The organism is Rhodopseudomonas palustris, from assembly GCF_003031265.1.
Lineage (GTDB): Bacteria > Pseudomonadota > Alphaproteobacteria > Rhizobiales > Xanthobacteraceae > Rhodopseudomonas > Rhodopseudomonas palustris_H.
In genome coordinates, this window is the sequence record NZ_CP019966.1 from 3,679,472 (window position 1) to 3,697,968 (window position 18,497).

Genomic DNA, 18,497 nt, shown 5'->3' on the forward strand with positions numbered 1-18,497 from the left:
CGATCACGATATTTCTGCACTACGTTGAACGCCAAGCTGTTCAACGCCGAATGCATCCTTGTCAACGATCACTGGGTATCGCGCAATGTCATTGCAATCACTCGGAGACCGCCTTGATGCAAGCGCCGGACGCCCTTCCGGCTTCGACTACATGAAGGTCTCGCTCGCGGTCATGGTGATCGCGACGCACAGCGTGCTGACGAGCTATGGGCAAGCCGCGGATGCCGCCATGTGGGACACGCCCGCGCGGCCATTCCTGCGATCTGTGCTTCCGATGTTCTTCGGAGTGAGCGGGTTTCTGGTTGCCGCCAGCCTGGATCGTTGCAAGACACTCATCAAGTTCTTTGGACTTCGGGCGATAAGAATATTCCCGGCGCTTACCGTAGAGGTGCTGCTGTCCGCATTTCTGATCGGCCCGATGCTGACCACACTGGCATTGAGCGACTATTTCACCGACAAGCTGTTCTTCCTCTACCTGCTCAACGCGATTGGCGAGATCCACTATCTTCTTCCAGGCGTGTTTCAAGACAATCCCAAGCCCGACATCGTCAACGCTCAACTCTGGACCGTCCCTTTCGAGTTGTACACCTATGGGGCGATCGGTCTGCTGGCCATTGCCGGCGTGCAACGCTATCGCATCTTGGGTCCGATCTCGGTTGTCGTGCTGATCGTATTTCATTTCGTCGCCCGCCTGTGGTGGCATGGATGGCAATATCTGCCCTTCAACGGCAACGTTCCGGGTTTCGCCCTGATGATCTCGGGGATCGTCGGCCTGTCGCTATATTACTACCGCTATGAAATTCCGTGGCGCTGGTCCGTATTCTGGGGCGCCACGGCGGTTGCGTTGCTCGGGATGTACTCCCGCTACGGCGGCGAATATTTTGGCGCGCTGGTCGTTCCTTATGTCGCGATCTTCCTAGGCCTCACCACACCGCGGCGCCTCGCAATTGTGCGCGACCGCGATTACTCGTACGGGATGTACCTGTACGGATTTGTCATCCAACAGACCTTCGCAGCCATGATTCCGTCCGGCCGCGTCTGGTGGATCAACATCCTGGTATGCGTGCCGCTCGCAGCGATCCTCGCGGCGATGTCATGGCACTTTGTGGAGCGTCCCGCTCAGCAACTGAAGTCTCTGGTCGGGTCGTTTGAAAAGCAATATCTGCGGATCATGCGCCGGACCACAGTAGTCCCCGGCGGTGCTCCTGTGAGAGCGGATGCATGAGCATCTGGGCCGGCGAGCAGGATATGCACCTCCTGCTCGGACATCTCAGACCACCTGGCAGTCACAACTTGATCGAGTGAGACAAGACAGAATGGCGTTCGACCGCGCTCGTCTTGGGCGCCCCACATCCTTTTTCGGTCAGCTCCGCGCTCGAGCACGCTGGTGGGTACCGATTGTGGTGACGGCGACCATCATGGCTGCCGGCGCTGCCCTTGGTCAGCGAAGTACCCTCGCCTCGGATGCGACCGGCGATCGCACCGAACAACAGACCAGCCCGTGGGGCGTCGCCACCGGCGCCGAATGGCTTGATGATCATCGCCGGTTTAATCCGATCCTGGCGAAGGCGGGCGTCAAATGGCTGCGGGCCTTCCAGGAATGGCAGACCATTCAGCCGACTCAAGGCACCTGGAACTGGGCTTCGTCGGACCGGCTCGTCAGCGATGCAACGGCGAACGGCATCAGCCTCCTCTATCCGCTGGCCTATCTGGCGCCCTGGGCCTCCGCCGATGGCGGCACGCGCGCTTTCCCAATTAAGGACATCCAGTACTGGAAAGACTATGTCGGCGCCATCGTCGAGCGCTATCGCGGGTCAGTGAAACACTGGGAGATCTGGAACGAGTTCAACGGCAGCTTCGCCGTTAACGGAAATCCGTCCATCTACGCCGAGCTAGTCAAGGAGGCGTCGACTGCCGCAAAGCGGATCGATCCATCGGCAAAGATCGGAGTTAGCGTCGCAAATTTCGACGTCAACTTTCTGGAGCGCGCGATCGAAGCGGGCGCGGCCGGACATTTCGATTTCATCTGCGTGCACCCCTACGAAAAGCTCGATCTGCTGGAGGCTGGAGGCGAGATCGAGTTTATGGCAATGGCATCGACGCTGCGGCGGATGCTTGCCTCACATAACCTCGACAACTCTCTCCCGCTGTGGATATCGGAAGTCGGCGCCGTCGCAACCACTGAATCGAGATCTGAAGCCGGCCAATCGCGACTGCTGACAAAAGCTTACGTGCTCGCGCTCGCCTCCGGGTTCGAGAAGATCTTCTGGTTCGAGGCGCGAGGGCCGGCCTATCACGATCAGGCAGACCACGGATTGCTTCGCACGGACTTTTCACCGCGGCTCTCATTCGAGGCGCTTACAACCCTGATCCGTCTGCTGGGCGATCGCCCAGCCTATATTGGATGGGTCCGAGCGGACGCTGACGGTCTGGGCTTTGTCTTCGAGGGCCGACAAGGTCCCGTACTGGCCGCTTGGACCACCTCGAACAAGACGGTTGAACCAACCTTCCAGTCGCCGGTTCTGGTCACGCGTACCGACGGCTCGGAGGTCACTCTGGATGCCGGCAAGCCCCTCAGCCTGTCGTCCACGCCCCTGTTCGTTTCGAAGCTTCCGGACGCGATCGTGCAGCAGGCAAAAAAGAACCGCGACCTGCCGATCCTGCAAGATGTCGACTATTCGAAGGTGGATACCGTCACGATCTCTCTTGGTGAGACCAATCGCGGCGGCGGTCTCCAGCAGATCAATCCGCAGACCACCCAGGTGTTCGCGGACGAGGGTTCGACCTCGCGGCGGCTCGATTTCTCCGTCGCGAACAATGAAGGTCACTACGCCTATTTCGCGGTATCGCCGCAATTCGCTCCGTGGGGCACCCGCCGGCTGCAGATCAGCGCAACGGTCAAACGGCTGCCTGGAAGTCCGAAGGCAGGCTTCAGCTTGGACTATGAATCCCAGAAGGGTTACGTCAACGCTTCCTATCGCGAGATACCAAGCGAAACGGACTGGCAGGAATTGACATGGACGATCGATGACGCGAATTTCGTCGGCCAGTGGGGCTGGCACTTCCGAATAAACGCAATTGCCTCGCCCAGCGAATTTCTGGTCAAGGACATTCGCGTGGAAAAACGGCCATGACACACGCCTCCGATCAGGCCATCATCGGGCGCCGATCGGCTGAAGACTGAACAAGAGCTACGCATGTCTGGTCAACCAGGACTTGTCGATTGCGACTTCACGCTGGCGCTCAACAACAGGACCGGTAAGTTCTTCTTCTGCGGCGATCTCATCGCCGGCTCGAAGGATCTGATCCGGAAGGTGTATTACTGGAGGCTCGGATTAGACCGGCTTCCCGCCGGGCTGATTGCCCGTATCCTGGGCCGTCTGGCCGTCGTCGAAATCGATCTCCGGGTTCGGCATCCCCGGACACTCACAGCCTTCTTGTCGCGCCGGAACAGGCTGCCGATCGTCTTTACCGATCCAAGAGAAGTCCTCATCCACGACCTGCGCGAAACCGATATCATCCTGTGCCACGACGTCGGCCCCCTGACCCATCCGGCCTTTTACGCGGATGGTGTCGAGCAGATCTACCGGGCGGCGTTCGATCGCATTGCGGAGGCCAAGCCGCATCTTCTGTTCGCCAGTGAAAGCTCGTGCGAGGAATTCAAGCTGCTCTATGGCGACGATTTCCCTTGTCTGGGCGTTCTGTATCCGCCGATCAGGTTCACTTCGGGCTCCTCGGACCAGCAACCGGTGACATCTATCCCGGGCAAGTTCTTTCTGTCTGTCGGCAGCCTGGGAACTCGCAAGAACCAGTTGCGGGCGATCGAGGCCTTCGGACGAACCGGCCTCGCCGAGAAGGGGTATAGCTATGTGATCTGCGGCGGCCCGGAGCCTGGCGCCGAACACGTCATCGCCGCCGCAGACCGCACCCCCGGCGTCATCATCCCGGGGTACGTCAACGATCCCCAGCTTCTTTGGCTGTACTCCAACGCAGAAGGATTCATCCTCCCAAGTTTACTTGAGGGCTTCGGCTTACCGGCAGCCGAGGCGATTCATTATGGGGTAATACCGCTGCTGAGCCGAGGAGGAGCTCTCCAAGAGGTCGCCGGCCCATCAGCGATCCTCGTCGACCCGCGGGATGTCGACGCGATCGCTCAGGGAATGCATCAGATCGCAGATATGAGCGAGGACGAGAAGGCGCAGCGCTTGGATCAGATGCGAACGAGTATTGCGAGATTTTCAACGGAGAACGCCCTACGGGTCTGGCGATCCGTTCTGTCCCAGGCGGCATCGCTTCACCAGCATACGGACGCAAGCCCCTCCACATCGCTATAGCAACTGCAACGCAACGCCCTCCCCCTCAGGCATACATCTTCCCTGAACAGATGAGTCTCTGTGAGAGCAGCCCGCGGTGAAAGAGATTCCCGGCTTCAGCACAGGCTGGTAGGCTGACATCATGCTTGTCGAGAACCTTGCTCATTTCAGCGCCGATACTCGTTTTGAGGCCGACCTCGTCATCATCGGAGGCGGCCCAGCAGGCCTCACCGTAGCGCGCGAGTTGCGAGGTGCTCCGCTACGCGTCCTGATCGTCGAGAGCGGGTTGCTTGAAGAGGCCCCTCAAGCAACCGAGCTCTCGACGCTGGAGAGCATCGGCGAACCGAACGCCCCTCACCAGATTCAGAAGAGGATTGCTTTTCACGGCGCCAATTGCCGCTCCTGGACTCAGGACCAGCAACCTTATGGTGTCCGCTGTCGAGCGCTCGGGGGCTCGACACATGCTTGGGCAGGAAAGTCGGCAGCTTTCGATGGCATCGATTTTCAGGAGCGTGCATGGGTCCCGCATTCCGGCTGGCCGATAGACCGATCCAGCCTCGATCCGTTTCTTGATCGGGCAGCCGACATTCTGAACCTCGGACCGAACCGTTACGACGACACCCTTTGGGCCCTGCTCGGCATTTCACCTCCCGAACCCCAACTCGGCACGCAGGGGCTTCGCTCGTTCTTCTGGCAGTTTTCGCGATCCCGGATCGATCCTCTCGACATTATGCGGTTCGGCGCCGACTTTCTCAGGGTGGAAGCCGACAACATTCGCGTTCTGCTCAACGCGACTGCGACACGCCTCGATCTGATCCAGGAGGGAGACGGGTTTCGCGGATTGGAGATCGCGACAATCGACGGGCAACGCCACACCGTGCACGCAAAGGCCGCCGTGATCGCCGGAGGCGGTATCGAAAATGCGCGCCTTCTGCTCGCTTCAACCACGGTCCACCCCAACGGAGTTGGCAATCAGCACGATCTGGTGGGGCGCTTCCTGATGGACCATGCCGGCGCGCGGATCGCCAGGTTCGGCGGATCGAACGCCAACCAGATCATGCGGCGCTTTGGATTCTACGGCCTCCGCAACAGCGGCCGCACTTCGATGTACATGCATGGCCTCGCGATCACGCCTGAGATGCAGGAGCGAGAACATCTCTTGAATTCCGCGATCTATTTCATGCCGGAGCATGCGGCGGACGACCCATGGGACGCCGTCAAACGGCTCCTCACCGGCAAGAGCCAGCGACAGGTCAAGGATGCCATGCGTGCCATCGCCGGCGCCGGTCTCCTCGGCAAGGGCGCCGCCATGAAGCTGCTGTCGAGCAACCGGCTTCCGGTCGCCGTCAAGGATTTCATCGTCCAAACCGCCATTCGGTACATGCCCAATGTGGCCGCGGACGACTTCCTCAGCCGCGGCGTTCCGCACAAGGTGACCGACGTGTGGATCGACGCCATATCCGAGCAGCGGCCTGATCCCGACAGTCGCATCACGCTGTCGGAGAAGACAGACAAGTTGGGCCTGCCGCTGCCACGGGTCGATTGGCGGATCAACGCTGACGAGCGCCGAACCATCATGCGCCTCGGCCACATCGTGCAGTCGGCTTTCGCGCACGTGCAGCTACCGAAGCCGATCCTGGAACCATGGGTCGCGAAAGGCGCATTCAACGACGCCGTGATTATCGACATGGCGCACAGCATGGGGACCACGCGGATGTCGGCGTCGGCGCGATCAGGCGTGGTCGACGAACACTGCCAAGTGCACGGCGTTCGCGGTCTTTACGTCGCGGGAAGCTCGATCTTTCCGACCAGTGGCCACGCCAATCCAACTCTTATGATCGTGGCCTTTGCGGTCCGTCTTGCCGACCGTATTCGACAGACCTTGCTATAGTCCTCTTGCGCCGGATCGGCGTGCCGCTGCGAGAACACCGAGCCCAGATTCGAGCGCCAAGCTGGTGCTCGACCTCACTCTCGACAACGCATCGCGCTTGGCACAGGCTAAAGCCGCGAAGATGAAGAACGGCAGCCCCAGGTCTGTCAGCGCGCCAGCCAGAACCTGCGTCACCAACATCGCCGCACAAGTGACCTTGGCTGCCTTTCTGTAGCCCTCGTCCCTCACGTCCACACCGTTACCGTCTTTCGCCAAGAACACCGACAGAAAGAACCCGACGAAGAGGACGCTTCCAACCACTCCAAGGCTCGCAAGCACCGCAATCGGGAAGCTCGACGCTCGCATGCTGCCGTTGCCAACGCCGAACCCAAAGGTGTCGAAGAAGTTCTCGAGCCCTTGTCTGTTCCAAAGCGATCTCTCGACCCCCGAGGAACTCGACAGTTTGTTCAACACCAACTCGTTGAGAATGTCTGCCACATAGCTCGATGCACGATCGTCGGCGAGAATTCCCAGGATGATGAACGCCACCACGAACGGCGCCCCGGCCAGCAGAACCATCGATTCAATACGCAATGCGCCGGAGAACGACGCCGAGACGATCTGGAAATAGAAGATGCCCAGCACCACCGCGAGCCCGACATAGGCCGTTGACGATTTCGAAAGCAGCGCCGCGCCGAGGGACAGCACGGCCAGGACCAGCGACAAGCGCCGGTAAACTCCACAAAGCCAGAGCTGGAACGTGAAAGCAAAGAACGCGACCGTCATCGATCCGAACGCGGACGCCTCGGTAAACGATCCGACCAGTCGTTTCGAGCCCGCAAGCTCCACCTCGGTCAACAACCCGTAGGAGGCATTTCGGATGAACGACAAGATTTCAGTGGTGTTCGAATAATAGGTGGCGAGGTCGACGACCGAGAAGGCCAGGTTGGCGGCGACGCATAGGATGGCGGCACTCCCTAACTGGCTTCTTCCCACGTAGGAAGTCGCATACGCCCAGATCAGAACGAAGCAGACCAGATCTCCGACCAGATAGACCGACTGCGTGAAGTTCGACGTCGCGGGCTGAAGCACCACCATGTAGCCGGTGGTTCGCACCGGATAGACGAAGGTGTCTCCGGCAAACAGCCTCGGCATGAAATACGCCGAGACCAAACAGTCGATCACGATCAGCGCCAGCCAGAATCCAGGCGTCCCTATCGCCAGGGCATCGGACAGTCGGCTCCGACAACCCGGTTCGGCAAGAATGCGGATCGTCAGAAACCCTAACAGCAAATGCGATGGGGTGACGTTGGTGCCGCCCAGGCTCGGCAACGTGAAGGCGGCGGCCGCGCCGAGCAGGATCGAGCATACAAAGGCGTGAATGATGAAAGATACAGGCTGAAAGAGGCAGATCACGCCGAGCGCGAGCGTGATCATTCCGATGACTTCGATCGTCATGGTGCTGCCCCGGAGCCTTTCTCTTGCTGTCGGCGGCCGGAGCTCATTGAGGCTCGGCCACGCTGAAGTTTCTCGCTTTAGTCAAATCTGTCAACGTCTCCTTCGAACCGGCCATGCCCGTCCGGCGGCTGTGCAGCCTGCCGCTTGTCCCGATGATCGGACCGATCCCGCCAGTCCAGACGCGGCACCAGACCACGTACGCGAATAGAGCGATCCGAGCTACGCTATCAGGACAGGCAGTAGGGAGTGGCCGCCATGATGTCCTGGCGACCGCCGGACTCTGCGCATCGCCTACTAACTCAAGCATCATCGCATGCCCACGGGCTGATCGACGCCTTGCGCCCATTCCCATTAGGAGCGCCCCATGAATTTACCATTGTCCCAAACAAACAAGCACGGGCGATCTTATTCCCTCTACAGTTGTCTTGACACTATCTGGCGCGGTCGGCAGATCGATAGTTGGCCAGGACGCGAGAGGCGTTCTGGAGATCGCATTAGGTGAACCCATTGCCCTTTCGTCGACTGACGATCAACGGGAAGTTCCTGACAGCGCGACCTACCGGCGTCCACCGGGTCGCCGATCAGCTTATTCGCCAGATCGTTTTGAACCAGGATCTCCTGGACGGCGTATTTTCGACCTCACCGACGATCGTTGCTCCCAAGTCCGCACCGGACGGCACGCAAGGCGTTCACGTTGAGCGCTATGGCCGCTTGCGCGGGCAGCTGTGGGAGCAGATCGACCTGCCCCGCGCCGCCCGATCCGATCTGCTGCTCAACCTCTGCAATCTTGGACCGGTGGCGATCGGCAACGCGATCACCATGATCCATGATGCACAAGTGTTCATCACGCCGAAGTCCTATTCGGCTGCTTTTCGCACGTGGTATAAGACCATTCTGCCGCTGATCGGGCGCAGACATCGCCGCATTCTGACAGTGTCCCATTTCTCCGCCGAGCAACTGGCGAGAGCCGGCGTCGCCGATGCCGAGCGCATTTCGGTGATCCATAACGGTGTCGATCACGTCCTGACGTACCCCCGAGCACCCGAGATCATCGATCGTCTCTCGCTTGCGCGGCGGCGTTTTGTGGTCGCGCTGTCTTCCACTCAGGCGCACAAGAATATCAAGGTTCTGCTGGACGCCTTCTCCAGCCCGGAGCTTGGCGACATCAAGCTCGTCCTGTTTGGCGGACATGATCGCCGCGACTTTGACCGCTTGTCCCCCAACATTCCAGCCAATGTCGTGTTTGCAGGATCCGTGACCGACGGTGAGTTACGGTCCCTCTTAGAAGCGGCGCTGTGCGTAGCATTTCCATCGACCACGGAGGGCTTCGGCCTGCCACCTTTGGAAGGAATGGCTTTGGGCTGCCCGGCCATCGTCGCGCCCTGCGGTGCCCTTCCCGAGGTCGCAGGGAAAGGGGCGCTCTACGCGGCGGCAGACAATCCCAGGGAGTGGATCGAAGCGATCAGGTCGCTCGCGGCCTCGGCTCCATTCTGGCTGGAGCGCTCCGCCGAAGGGGTAGCGCAGGCAGCGAATTTTACGTGGCGGAAAGCCGGGGCGGATCTCTGCAATGTCATTCGACACGTCGCCGAAGACAAATAGCGAAAGCCCCGTTGACGGGTCGACGACGTCGACCAGGATCGCGGTGGTCGTCGCAAGCACCGGTCGCCCCGAGGAGCTTGGTCGCTGGAAAGATCACATTCTCCGACAGACCCTCCAGCCAAGCCGGTTCGTATTTGCGGTCGTGAAGCCGTCAGACCTTCCGTCCTCGGATTCGATGCTGCCGGGCGCCGATGTTGTCTACTGCAGCCCGGGACTTCCCGTGCAGCGAAACGCTGCGCTGGAGTTGCTCCTTGGCTCTACAGACATCATCGCGTTCTTTGACGATGACTATGTCCCCTCGGCCTATTGCCTCGAGGGGATCGAGGATTTCTTCCAGCACCATCCTGCAGTGGTCGCCGTGAATGGATCGCTGCTGGCGGATGGGATCAACACCGCAGGGATTCCGTATGAAGAAGCCATCGCCCTGGTCGTCGCCAACGATCGGAACGGCAGGCCCAAGGCCAAAGTAATCTGTGCGCTCGATGGGCTGTATGGCTGCAACATGGTGTATCGCAGCGCTGCCATCGGGGCCGAGCGCTTCGACGAGAACCTGCCGCTCTACGCTTGGCAAGAGGATATCGATTTCGCGGCACGCGTGGGCCGCCGAGGCAGCCTCGCCCTGACCACCGCCTTTGCCGGAGTTCATCAGGGTGTCAAAGCCGCTCGTCTGGCGGGCGTACGCCTCGGCTATTCGCAGATCGTCAACCCGGTCTATCTGATGCGGAAGGGGACCTTGTCTATCAAAGCCGGGATCCGACTGATCGCGCGCAATCTGGTAATGAACCATGTTCGCGCCTTCAAGCCCGAGCCGTGGATCGATCGCAGAGGACGCTGCAAGGGAAACTGGATAGGCATCCTGGATTTGGTGATCGGACGGGATCACCCAAAGAACATTCTTTCCATTCGCCAGTGACTTCCGACGCGGATTATTTTACCGCTCGCATTGACGTCGCCAACACAGCCACCGCGATCGCGAATGCGCTCCGATCAGGCCGAAGTTCGGCAATCGCTGTCGATCTACCGCCTGATCACTGATCGGACGAGATGCAGGATTTTCGCTTCGGCGCCTGCTGGTCGCCCTGCGACAAACCAAAGCGCCAGGATGGCAACGGCATAGACCGCCCCAGCCAACAGAACGGCCCCCACCAACTTCGCGGCCATCAGAACAATTTGCGGCTCGTGTTCCAGGTCACACGTGAGCGGATAAACCGCAGCCGCCATCAACGCGCCCGCCACGATCGAACGCCAATGCTCCGCGACCTGCTTCCATGCCGCCCAGCCGATCGTTTGTTGTGCCGCCCGCATCGAAACCGCTGCCACGAATAACGCGGTCAGCATTCTCATCCCGACCGCCCCTTCCATCCCGAACAGCCAGATCGCGACCAACAAAATCGGCATCTTGAAGAGCAATTCCGATAGGGCGATCGGGAACAGCGCCTGCGTCCGGTTCAACGCCATCAACAGCGGCGATAGTGGCGACACGAACAGCGATGGAATAATCGACAACGCCATGAATGATACAATCGGCGAAATCACCGTCCATTTTTCGCCCAGCACCAGGCGGATCAACGGATCCGCAACGAGGCCAAGTCCGATCAGCACCGGCAGACCAACGCAGACGATCATCGCAGCGCTTGCTCGATACGCATCCTTCAATCGCGCAGGATTGTCGTGGATCAGCGAAAACGCCACGGTGAGCGGATTGAGAAGCTGAACGATGATCACCTGGGTCGGCAACGACGCCAGATTAGATGCCATGGAGAACCGGCCGAGGTCCTGACGGCTCACCATCCGGCCCAGCATCAACTGGTCGATCTGCCAGTTCATAGCCCCGACCAGTTGATTGATCGTGGACCAGCGTACGAAGGCAGAGAATGCACTCCATTCCGCCAGCGACAGACGCGGCCTATACCTGAACGCGATGTGGCTCGCGACAGCTATCGTGAGCGGCGTCGCAATCGTCCCGACAGCGATCGCCCAATACGAGCCCGTGCACCAAGCCACCACCACCGACACTACAAGCGACGTCAGCTTACCCATCGCCTCCAAAGCAACGATCGGCCGATAATCCATCCGACGGGTAAACTCAGTGATCCGCGGGCTTCCCAGGCTCCGGACTGCCGGCGCGGTGCCGAGCGCCGAAATCAACCAGATCAGCCTTTCGTCCCGATACAGTTCGGCGATCGGCCACGACAACGCGATCACCACCGCCATCAAGATACAGGACCTCAACAGCCCCACGGTGAAGGCCGTGTCGTAATGTCGTTCGGTGGGATTTCGCACTCTGACGAGCGCCACGCCGATCGGGATTTCCATGACCGCTTCGACGATGAAGATCACGGACATCGCGATGGCTACGATGCCAAAGTCGGCAGGCGTCAGCAGCCGTCCCAACAGGCTCAGGGTGATCAGATCGATGCACCGCGTAATCAGGCGCGAGGCGACCAGCAGGCCGGCGCTCGCCGCGGCTCGCGCACCAAACGGCGCCTCAGCGTGACTCTCGGAGCCCATCACCCACCAGACATCAGACCCGCGACGCCGCGCTGGCAAAGGGGTGAGCGATCATCGCCCTGCAGTTGCGCGGTTGCACGATCGCGCGGGCTCGCAACAGAGAAACCCGGCAAGTACTGGAGCATCTTCCGGCAACAGGCTTCACGACCGCAATTCCCCGACCGAATGATCCCTCTGTGGCGGCCCAAGCAACAGCGGCTTGATCGCGCGGCTCAGAGGTCGCTCGATAAATGCCCAGCCGAGGACGCCGCTCGCAACGACCAGAATGGTCAAGATCACCACATTGAGATCGAACGGCAACATTCCGAAACCTAGGTGGGACATCACGCCCCCCCACATCGGCAGCGCGAACACCTGAAACAGATAGATCGAATAAGACGCGTCGCCCAGCACCGCGGCCAGCCGACGCTGGCGTCCCTGCCCCAAGTCGAGATTCGTCGCCGCAACGACGATCCCCGCCGCCGGGATACCCCAGAATGCAAACCGACCAGCGCCCTGCTCGTCCGGCGTCCAATACACAGTTGCCAACAAAACGGCCAGTGACAAGGCGGCCAGAACGCGCGCGGCCGGAGTCGTCAGCTGGCCTCCCGAGAGCTTCCAATAGGCGACCCCGATCCCCAGCAGAAACTCCAGCAGCAGCCAACTCGTTGCGAATTTCGCCCAAGGCGCTGCCGGAGCCAACGCGGATCCCATGCCGACCAGAACGGTAAACGACGCGAGCAACAATGGTAGCGCCAGTTGGCGCGGTAACGTCAGCAACAGCCCGAAGACCAGATAGAAAAACATCTCGTAATTCAGCGTCCACCCCACCCCGATGACAGGCGACAACTCCCGTCCGGGAGCGGGAATGGGCAGGAACAGATACGAGCCGGCGATCCATGCCGGGTCGGCCACTGCATAATGCGTTGTGAATAACGCCGGCGACAGCACCGTGACCGACACCGCCACCGTGGTGAGCAACCAATACAGCGGCACGATCCTGGCGATCCGCTTTTTGAAGAATCCTGTCACCGATCCCGGCTGGCCGAAATCGTTCCGATGCACATACAGCATCACGAAGCCGGAGATCACGAAGAACAGGTCGACGCCAGCATCGCCAACTCTGACCTGACCGGAAGTCCCATCAAACAGGTGCGAGCTCGCTTTTCCCTCTGGGAACATATAGCCGATCCGGGTCGTCGCGTGAGTAAACACAACCGCGGTGGCCGCGAACGCACGAAGCAACTGGATCGCATCGAGCCGCCTACTGTTGACATTTATATCAACAGAGCACGTCAACGTTTGGCGCTCCCGAGATAGACACCCACTGGTCCAACCGCCTCCGATCGGCAGTTTACAACACGACGCTCATTTTCTTCGTCTTCGATCCATGCTGATCTCGTTCCGTCTCTTCCGCAACAAACATCTTGGCGAAGATCCGAGTGGGTTAACCGCAGCGGCAGTCGGGTCTGCTCCGCCGAACAGTGTGGCACCACAAGCCTCCACCGGACGGACTGCTGACGTCACAATGCAGCGCTACCTGGGGAACTGCCGGTGGGAAGGCAACTGTTGAGGATTGCAGGAAGCAACAGGCCAATCCCGTCAGAGGCGGTTGACGGCATAAGGTAAACTCTGTTTTCTGACTTCAAACGCGGGCGCCGCGCCACATGTATATGAAGCCTAAGCACGCACCGGAATTGCTGAGCGGCGGTACATCAGGCCGCCTGTTTTGGCGCCATCGCGCACTCTCAACGATCACTCACGCAATGTGACTGTGGACACACACAGATCGTCGAACCAGTCTCGCGGATTCATTATGTTTAGACCGATCACTTGCTGATCGCCCATTGCTCCGATACGTACAACGGATAAACTTCGGACAAAATGCAACGAATTGGGGTCCTCGAATGCCGCGCGTTGGATTCTCGGAGTGGCTCGCGTTAACGAAGGTAGTCGCTCGCGGTCAACTGTTACGTTACCGCGGAGGCGAACAAGGCTACACGACCCAGTTCGAGCAAAATCTCGAGAAGCAGATCGGCGTCAAGCACGCGCTGACGGTGAACAGCGGAACGAGCGCGCTGATCTCAGCGTTGGCGGCGGCAGGCATCGGCCCCGGTGATGAGGTACTCGTTCCCGCCTACACCTGGGTGGCGACCGCGATCGCCCCGCTCATGGTCGGTGCTGTTCCGATCGTCGTCGACGTCAACGAAAGCCTGACGATCGATCCGGAAGACATCAAGCGGAAGATCACGCCGTATACCAAAGCGATCATGCCGGTTCACATGCTCAATCTGGTATGTGACATGGACTCGATCGTCGCGATTGCTCGCGAGCATCGGCTGAAGATTATTGAAGACGCCTGTCAGGCCGTCGGGCTCACTTACAAAGGGCGCCGTGTCGGCACGATCGGCGATGCCGGCGCGTATAGCTTCAATCAATTCAAGAATCTCAATTCCGGCGAGGGCGGCGCGGTCCTGACCAACGACGACCGTCTTTTCACTCGCGCGCGAATGTTCCACGATGCCGGGAGCTACACGCGGGAGTACTCTTATGAGTCCAACGAAGCGCCGTTCACCGGCATGAACTTCAAGGTCTCGGAGTTGACCGGCGCGGTCCTTCACGCCCAGCTGCCCAAGCTCGACCCTTTAATTTCCCGCCTGCGTGCGCGCTACCCGATCATGGTGAAGCACCTGTCCAAGAGCAATAAGCTCAGAGTCTCGCCGCACAATGATCCGGCGAACGCTGCCGGACTGACGGTGATCCTCGATACAGCGGAAGATGCCAAGAAATTCGCTCAGAACCGAGGCGTGGACCGACTGATCGACACCGGCCGTCACGTCTATACTAATTGGCGACCGATCATGACGCAGCGCACGTTCGATGATCGGATGAATCCGTGGAAGTGGGCCAAGCGAGACATCCAATACTCGGAAGACATGTGCAGCCGGACTCTCGACATCCTGGCGCGAACCTGCCGCGTCTCGCTCGGTCCGCAATACCCGATTCCAGTCATGGAATGGCGTGGACGGTCCCTTCTCAAGGCGGCGTCCTAGAGACACCCGAATGCGTGCATTCAGCGCGACGTTTTCGAGGTCACGCTGGATGCTCCGAGATCAAAGCCACAGGCAATGAACCCATCGGTCAAAATCGTCGTCTTGAGCTTACCGACTGCCACCGCGCGCCGGAGCCAGATGACCACCATGCTCAGCAAGACGTCGCTGGATTGGCAGTACTTCGATGCCCACGCCTCGCTGATGTGCCCCAACTTGCACTACGACAGCGCCGAGCTGCGGCGAAACTTCGGACGAAATCTGTCTCCTCCGGAAATTGCCGTCTGCTCGAGCCACGCCGCGATCCTCCATCAGTTTGTCGACAGCAACCAGGCCGAGTACATCCTGGTGCTCGAAGACGACATCATCTTCGATACCGATTTTCCGCTCGACCAGTTCTGTGCCTTCTGCGCCGACAACGGGTTGGAATACGTCCGGCTGTTCGGCAAACATTACGCCAAGGCAGTTCATCTCGGCTTCTTCTACGACCGGTCGATCGTCCGCTTCACCACAAGCCCGGCAGGCGCCCAAGCCTATCTGATGTCGCGCATGGCGGCGCAGCGCTTCCTCGACAGCTACCGGTCGATCCGCGCTACCGTCGATTTGGCCATGGATTCGTTCTGGATCACACAGCTGCCGATCTACTCGATCTTTCCCTACCCGATCATCGAGCGGTTCTCGCCAACTTCCATCCCGATGCCTCCACATACAGTTGAGGTCCAAGGCTTGGAGAACGTGGCCTGGCAGAGCGCACGTGTCATCAACAAGGCCCGAAAGATTCTGACGAACGCCAAGCTCCGCAAGAGCGACGAGAGCTTGCGGCAGCGCCATTGGCAGTTTCGGCAGGTCGGTCGAGTGGATGTCGAGCAACGCCGCGATCCGTGAACAGAAACGCCGTAACCTGGGGTGAAATCCGTTGAAGGTCGCGATCGTACACTACTGGTTCGTCGGGATGCGGGGCGGCGAAAAGGTGATCGAGGCTCTGTGCGAACTCTACCCGCAGGCCGATATTTTCACTCATGTGTTCGTCCCCGACGCGGTCAGTGATCGGATTCGTCGTCATCGCGTGACGACCTCGTTCATCAACTCCCTGCCCCGCGCCAGCTCAATGTATAAGTCGTACCTGCCGCTGATGCCGCTCGCGCTCGAGCACCTCGACCTGAGCGGCTACGACTTGGTCATCAGCAGCGAGTCCGGGCCCGCCAAAGGGATTATCGCACCACCGGATGCCCTGCACGTGTGCTACTGCCACACGCCGATGCGGTACATCTGGAATATGTATCACGACTATCGGAATGGCGCCGGCCGGCTCACAAAATTGCTAATGCCGCCGCTGTCTCACTATTTGCGAATGTGGGATGTTTCGACCGCATCCCGCGTCGACAGCTTCATCGCAAACTCGGCGACGGTCGCAGACCGGGTCCGCCGTTACTACCGCCGAGACTCCGTCGTCATCCATCCACCGGTGGACACCGCCGCATTCACACCTGTCCCCGCATCAGAGCTGGGCGACTATTACCTGATGGCCGGCGAGCTCGTATCCTACAAACGCCCGGATCTGGCGGTACAAGCATTCAACCAGATCGGCCGAAAGCTGGTGGTGATCGGCGGCGGCGAGATGCTGAGCGAGTTGAAGCGGATCGCCGGGCCGAATGTGACCGTCATGGGGGCCCAACCTTTCGAGGTCTTGAGGGACCACTACATGCACTGCCGCGCGCTGATTTTCCCCGGCGAGGAAGATTTCGGCATGGTGCCGGTGGAAGCGATGGCGGCCGGGCGCCCGGTGATCGCATTCGGAAAAGGCGGAGCAACCGAAACCGTCGTACCCGGACTCTCCGGGCTGTTCTTTCAGGCACAGGAGGTCGAGCAAATCCGCGCGGCGATCCTGCAGCTCGATGACATCGAAATCGATCCGGCCAAAATCGCCAATCATGCCGCCCGGTTCGGCAAACAGGCGTTCTTTAACGGCTTCCGCTCGCACATCGACCAGCTGTTGGCAGCAAGGGCGGAAGCATCCGCGCGCAACAGAGGCTAGCCGGTCGCCAGCACCTTAAGAGCATCGCGATCCACCACCAAGCACGTCAGATGCCCGGTGGCGAAGGCGCCGGTATCGATATTGATCCTGTTCGATCGCACATCAATCCGCTGAACCGGCGTATGACCGTGCACAACCAGTTTTTCGAAGTTCACCGTCGACGACAGGAATTCGTCGCGTATCCAGAGCAGGTCTCGTTCGGACTGGTCGGAGAGTGCAACGCCTGGTTTCACGCCGGCATGGGCAAAGAATACGTTGCCGCAGGAAAACGTGCTCTGCAGTCCCTTCAAGAACCGGTGATGCGCATCCGGAAGACTGTCCCGGAACGCCGACTGCAATTCTGCAATACCCGCTTCTGACAGCACCTTCTTCGGTTCTATGCCGTAGGACACTAGCGTCTCGACCCCGCCGAGGCGGCGCATCCAGTTTTCGAAGACGCCTTCATCGGACAGGCATTTGATCGCGACGGCCTCATGGTTGCCGCGGAGAAAAACAAGCTCTCTCTCACGCGATCTCCGGATCAGGCTGTCGATGACGTCGCGCGATTTTGGCCCACGATCGATGTAGTCGCCGAGGAACACACACACGGAGCGAACCACCGGGCGCTTAGCCAGATCATCATCGATCAGGCGAAACAGCCGCTCCATGAGATCGGCCCTGCCGTGCACGTCACCGACCGCATAGATCCGCAACCCGGCGGGCAGAAAGGGCAACCAGCGCTCAAATTTCCCTGAACCGAGATCCTGTTCAGCTTTCCCGCCCCATCTGCTCACGCCGCTTTAGCCTTTCGCCCACAGGTACCGCTACTCGGATTCAACATATCCCCCTATTTGCCTCCGGTGACATACATGTCAACACGAAGGAAACTCCCTTTATCTTTCATAGTCATACTGGGCTCGATCGCGAGCCCTCTGGTTGATCACAATCAACTATAACCGGCGACCGTTGTTGAACCTATTGGGCGTTTAATGTATCTAAAAACTACAAAATTTATATTCATAAACAGTACCTTGGAGTCGTCAGATGGCGAGCAGGCTGGGTCGCATAGCGCTTTTAGCGGCTGTTTCTTCCATCCCCTTCTATAGCTGGTCGGCATCAGCCGCCTGTATCAATCCGCCGCTCACTGATCAGGCGATCGCACAGTTCAGATCAAATCCGAAGGCTGTGCTGAATCCCACGACGGACGGTCGCGCGGTGGAAACGGCCGTTCGAGACTTGGTCGGCACCGACGCGACACTTGCGATGGACATCGTGAAGTTAGTAGCAAGTGCACCGCCGCGACTTAAGACGGCGATCGCGGCTGGCCTTGCGCAAGCGGCCACCGCCTGCACGACGATCGATGCTCAGTCCGCCCAGCTGATTCAGCAAGCTGTCGCCTCGCTCCCGGATGGTGAATTCCAGGCGACATTCGCGGCGATCGCAGGAGATCTTTCGACTGCGGCCACGGCCGCGGCGGCCGCCTCCGCGACCAGCTCCGCAGGGAGTGTCATCATTAACAACCCGAACCGCTCGGCTCGCGTTAACCTGAATCCCGCTGTCGGTGGTGGGACTTCGCTGCTGACGCAGATCACCGCCGGCGCCCGCGCTATCGTTGCCGTCGATGGCACTGATAACAACGTCAAGTCAGTCACGGCCGGCGGATCGGTCAGCGCTACACGCTGAACCCCGCCTGTCACTCGTAT

The 18,497-nt window shown here is 59.8% G+C and carries 14 protein-coding genes; 10 read left to right on the plus strand and 4 right to left on the minus strand.

Annotated features, from left to right (window positions below):
• Positions 1-151 precede the first annotated feature (151 nt).
• The 4 genes from RPPS3_RS17135 (at position 152) to RPPS3_RS17150 (ending at position 6,204) form a co-directional block, all read left to right on the plus strand.
• Positions 152-1,225: an acyltransferase family protein gene (locus RPPS3_RS17135; protein WP_234819976.1), complete on the plus strand. Its 1,074-nt coding sequence runs from the start codon at positions 152-154 to the stop codon at positions 1,223-1,225.
• A 91-nt stretch (positions 1,226-1,316) separates the two neighbouring features.
• Positions 1,317-3,134: an endo-1,4-beta-xylanase gene (locus RPPS3_RS17140; protein WP_107345142.1), complete on the plus strand. Its 1,818-nt coding sequence runs from the start codon at positions 1,317-1,319 to the stop codon at positions 3,132-3,134.
• A gap of 63 nt (positions 3,135-3,197) precedes the next feature.
• The gene (locus RPPS3_RS17145) at positions 3,198-4,334 is read left to right on the plus strand and encodes a glycosyltransferase (RefSeq protein ID WP_107345143.1); all 1,137 of its coding nucleotides are present in this window, start codon (positions 3,198-3,200) and stop codon (positions 4,332-4,334) included.
• A 121-nt stretch (positions 4,335-4,455) separates the two neighbouring features.
• On the plus strand, positions 4,456-6,204 hold the full coding sequence (locus RPPS3_RS17150) for a GMC oxidoreductase (protein WP_107345144.1): 1,749 nt from the start codon (positions 4,456-4,458) through the stop codon (positions 6,202-6,204).
• Here RPPS3_RS17150 and RPPS3_RS17155 read toward each other — a convergent pair.
• Positions 6,199-7,641, minus strand: coding sequence for a hypothetical protein (locus RPPS3_RS17155; protein ID WP_107345145.1), 1,443 nt, complete (start codon positions 7,639-7,641; stop codon positions 6,199-6,201). The two genes, RPPS3_RS17150 and RPPS3_RS17155, sit on opposite strands and share 6 nt — an antisense overlap.
• A gap of 498 nt (positions 7,642-8,139) precedes the next feature.
• Here RPPS3_RS17155 and RPPS3_RS17160 point away from each other — a divergent pair, with 498 nt between their 5' ends.
• Together RPPS3_RS17160 and RPPS3_RS17165 are read left to right on the plus strand one after the other, a co-directional pair.
• Entirely contained in the window at positions 8,140-9,240 is a 1,101-nt protein-coding gene (locus RPPS3_RS17160; RefSeq protein WP_107345146.1) for a glycosyltransferase family 4 protein, read from the plus strand.
• Positions 9,209-10,153 carry a glycosyltransferase family 2 protein gene (locus tag RPPS3_RS17165; RefSeq protein ID WP_107345147.1) on the plus strand — a complete coding sequence of 315 codons (945 nt, stop codon included), beginning with the start codon at positions 9,209-9,211 and terminating at the stop codon, positions 10,151-10,153. Before RPPS3_RS17160 ends, RPPS3_RS17165 begins: the two co-directional genes overlap by 32 nt.
• Before the next feature lie 104 nt (positions 10,154-10,257).
• On the opposite strand, the gene RPPS3_RS17170 is transcribed toward RPPS3_RS17165, so the two are convergent.
• Together RPPS3_RS17170 and RPPS3_RS17175 are read right to left on the minus strand one after the other, a co-directional pair.
• On the minus strand, positions 10,258-11,751 hold the full coding sequence (locus RPPS3_RS17170; RefSeq protein WP_107346657.1) for a lipopolysaccharide biosynthesis protein: 1,494 nt from the start codon (positions 11,749-11,751) through the stop codon (positions 10,258-10,260).
• A gap of 141 nt (positions 11,752-11,892) precedes the next feature.
• The gene (locus RPPS3_RS17175) at positions 11,893-13,029 is read right to left on the minus strand and encodes an acyltransferase family protein (RefSeq protein ID WP_107345148.1); all 1,137 of its coding nucleotides are present in this window, start codon (positions 13,027-13,029) and stop codon (positions 11,893-11,895) included.
• Positions 13,030-13,637: 608 nt separating this feature from the next.
• Here RPPS3_RS17175 and RPPS3_RS17180 point away from each other — a divergent pair.
• From RPPS3_RS17180 to RPPS3_RS17190, 3 genes are all read left to right on the plus strand, one after another.
• On the plus strand, positions 13,638-14,783 hold the full coding sequence (locus RPPS3_RS17180; protein ID WP_107345149.1) for a DegT/DnrJ/EryC1/StrS family aminotransferase: 1,146 nt from the start codon (positions 13,638-13,640) through the stop codon (positions 14,781-14,783).
• 75 nt (positions 14,784-14,858) lie between these two features.
• Positions 14,859-15,665 carry a glycosyltransferase family 25 protein gene (locus tag RPPS3_RS17185; protein ID WP_107345150.1) on the plus strand — a complete coding sequence of 269 codons (807 nt, stop codon included), beginning with the start codon at positions 14,859-14,861 and terminating at the stop codon, positions 15,663-15,665.
• A gap of 31 nt (positions 15,666-15,696) precedes the next feature.
• Positions 15,697-16,815: a glycosyltransferase gene (locus tag RPPS3_RS17190; RefSeq protein WP_107345151.1), complete on the plus strand. Its 1,119-nt coding sequence runs from the start codon at positions 15,697-15,699 to the stop codon at positions 16,813-16,815.
• On the opposite strand, the gene RPPS3_RS17195 is transcribed toward RPPS3_RS17190, so the two are convergent.
• Positions 16,812-17,588: a metallophosphoesterase family protein gene (locus RPPS3_RS17195; protein WP_107345152.1), complete on the minus strand. Its 777-nt coding sequence runs from the start codon at positions 17,586-17,588 to the stop codon at positions 16,812-16,814. The genes RPPS3_RS17190 and RPPS3_RS17195 overlap by 4 nt on opposite strands.
• A 250-nt stretch (positions 17,589-17,838) precedes the next feature.
• Between RPPS3_RS17195 and RPPS3_RS17200 the strand changes: the two genes are divergently transcribed.
• Entirely contained in the window at positions 17,839-18,477 is a 639-nt protein-coding gene (locus tag RPPS3_RS17200; protein WP_107345153.1) for a hypothetical protein, read from the plus strand.
• Positions 18,478-18,497 lie beyond the last annotated feature (20 nt).

Excerpts from the sequence above, each read along its gene's own strand:
- RPPS3_RS17135 (WP_234819976.1), top strand. The coding sequence starts at position 152 with ATGAAGGTCTCGCTCGCGGTCATGGTGATCGCGACGCACAGCGTGCTG.
- RPPS3_RS17140 (WP_107345142.1), top strand. The coding sequence starts at position 1,317 with ATGGCGTTCGACCGCGCTCGTCTTGGGCGCCCCACATCCTTTTTCGGT.
- RPPS3_RS17145 (WP_107345143.1), top strand. The coding sequence starts at position 3,198 with ATGTCTGGTCAACCAGGACTTGTCGATTGCGACTTCACGCTGGCGCTC.
- RPPS3_RS17150 (WP_107345144.1), top strand. The coding sequence starts at position 4,456 with ATGCTTGTCGAGAACCTTGCTCATTTCAGCGCCGATACTCGTTTTGAG.
- RPPS3_RS17155 (WP_107345145.1), bottom strand. The coding sequence starts at position 7,641 with ATGACGATCGAAGTCATCGGAATGATCACGCTCGCGCTCGGCGTGATC.
- RPPS3_RS17165 (WP_107345147.1), top strand. The coding sequence starts at position 9,209 with ATGTCATTCGACACGTCGCCGAAGACAAATAGCGAAAGCCCCGTTGAC.
- RPPS3_RS17170 (WP_107346657.1), bottom strand. The coding sequence starts at position 11,751 with ATGGGCTCCGAGAGTCACGCTGAGGCGCCGTTTGGTGCGCGAGCCGCG.
- RPPS3_RS17180 (WP_107345149.1), top strand. The coding sequence starts at position 13,638 with ATGCCGCGCGTTGGATTCTCGGAGTGGCTCGCGTTAACGAAGGTAGTC.
- RPPS3_RS17185 (WP_107345150.1), top strand. The coding sequence starts at position 14,859 with ATGAACCCATCGGTCAAAATCGTCGTCTTGAGCTTACCGACTGCCACC.
- RPPS3_RS17200 (WP_107345153.1), top strand. The coding sequence starts at position 17,839 with ATGGCGAGCAGGCTGGGTCGCATAGCGCTTTTAGCGGCTGTTTCTTCC.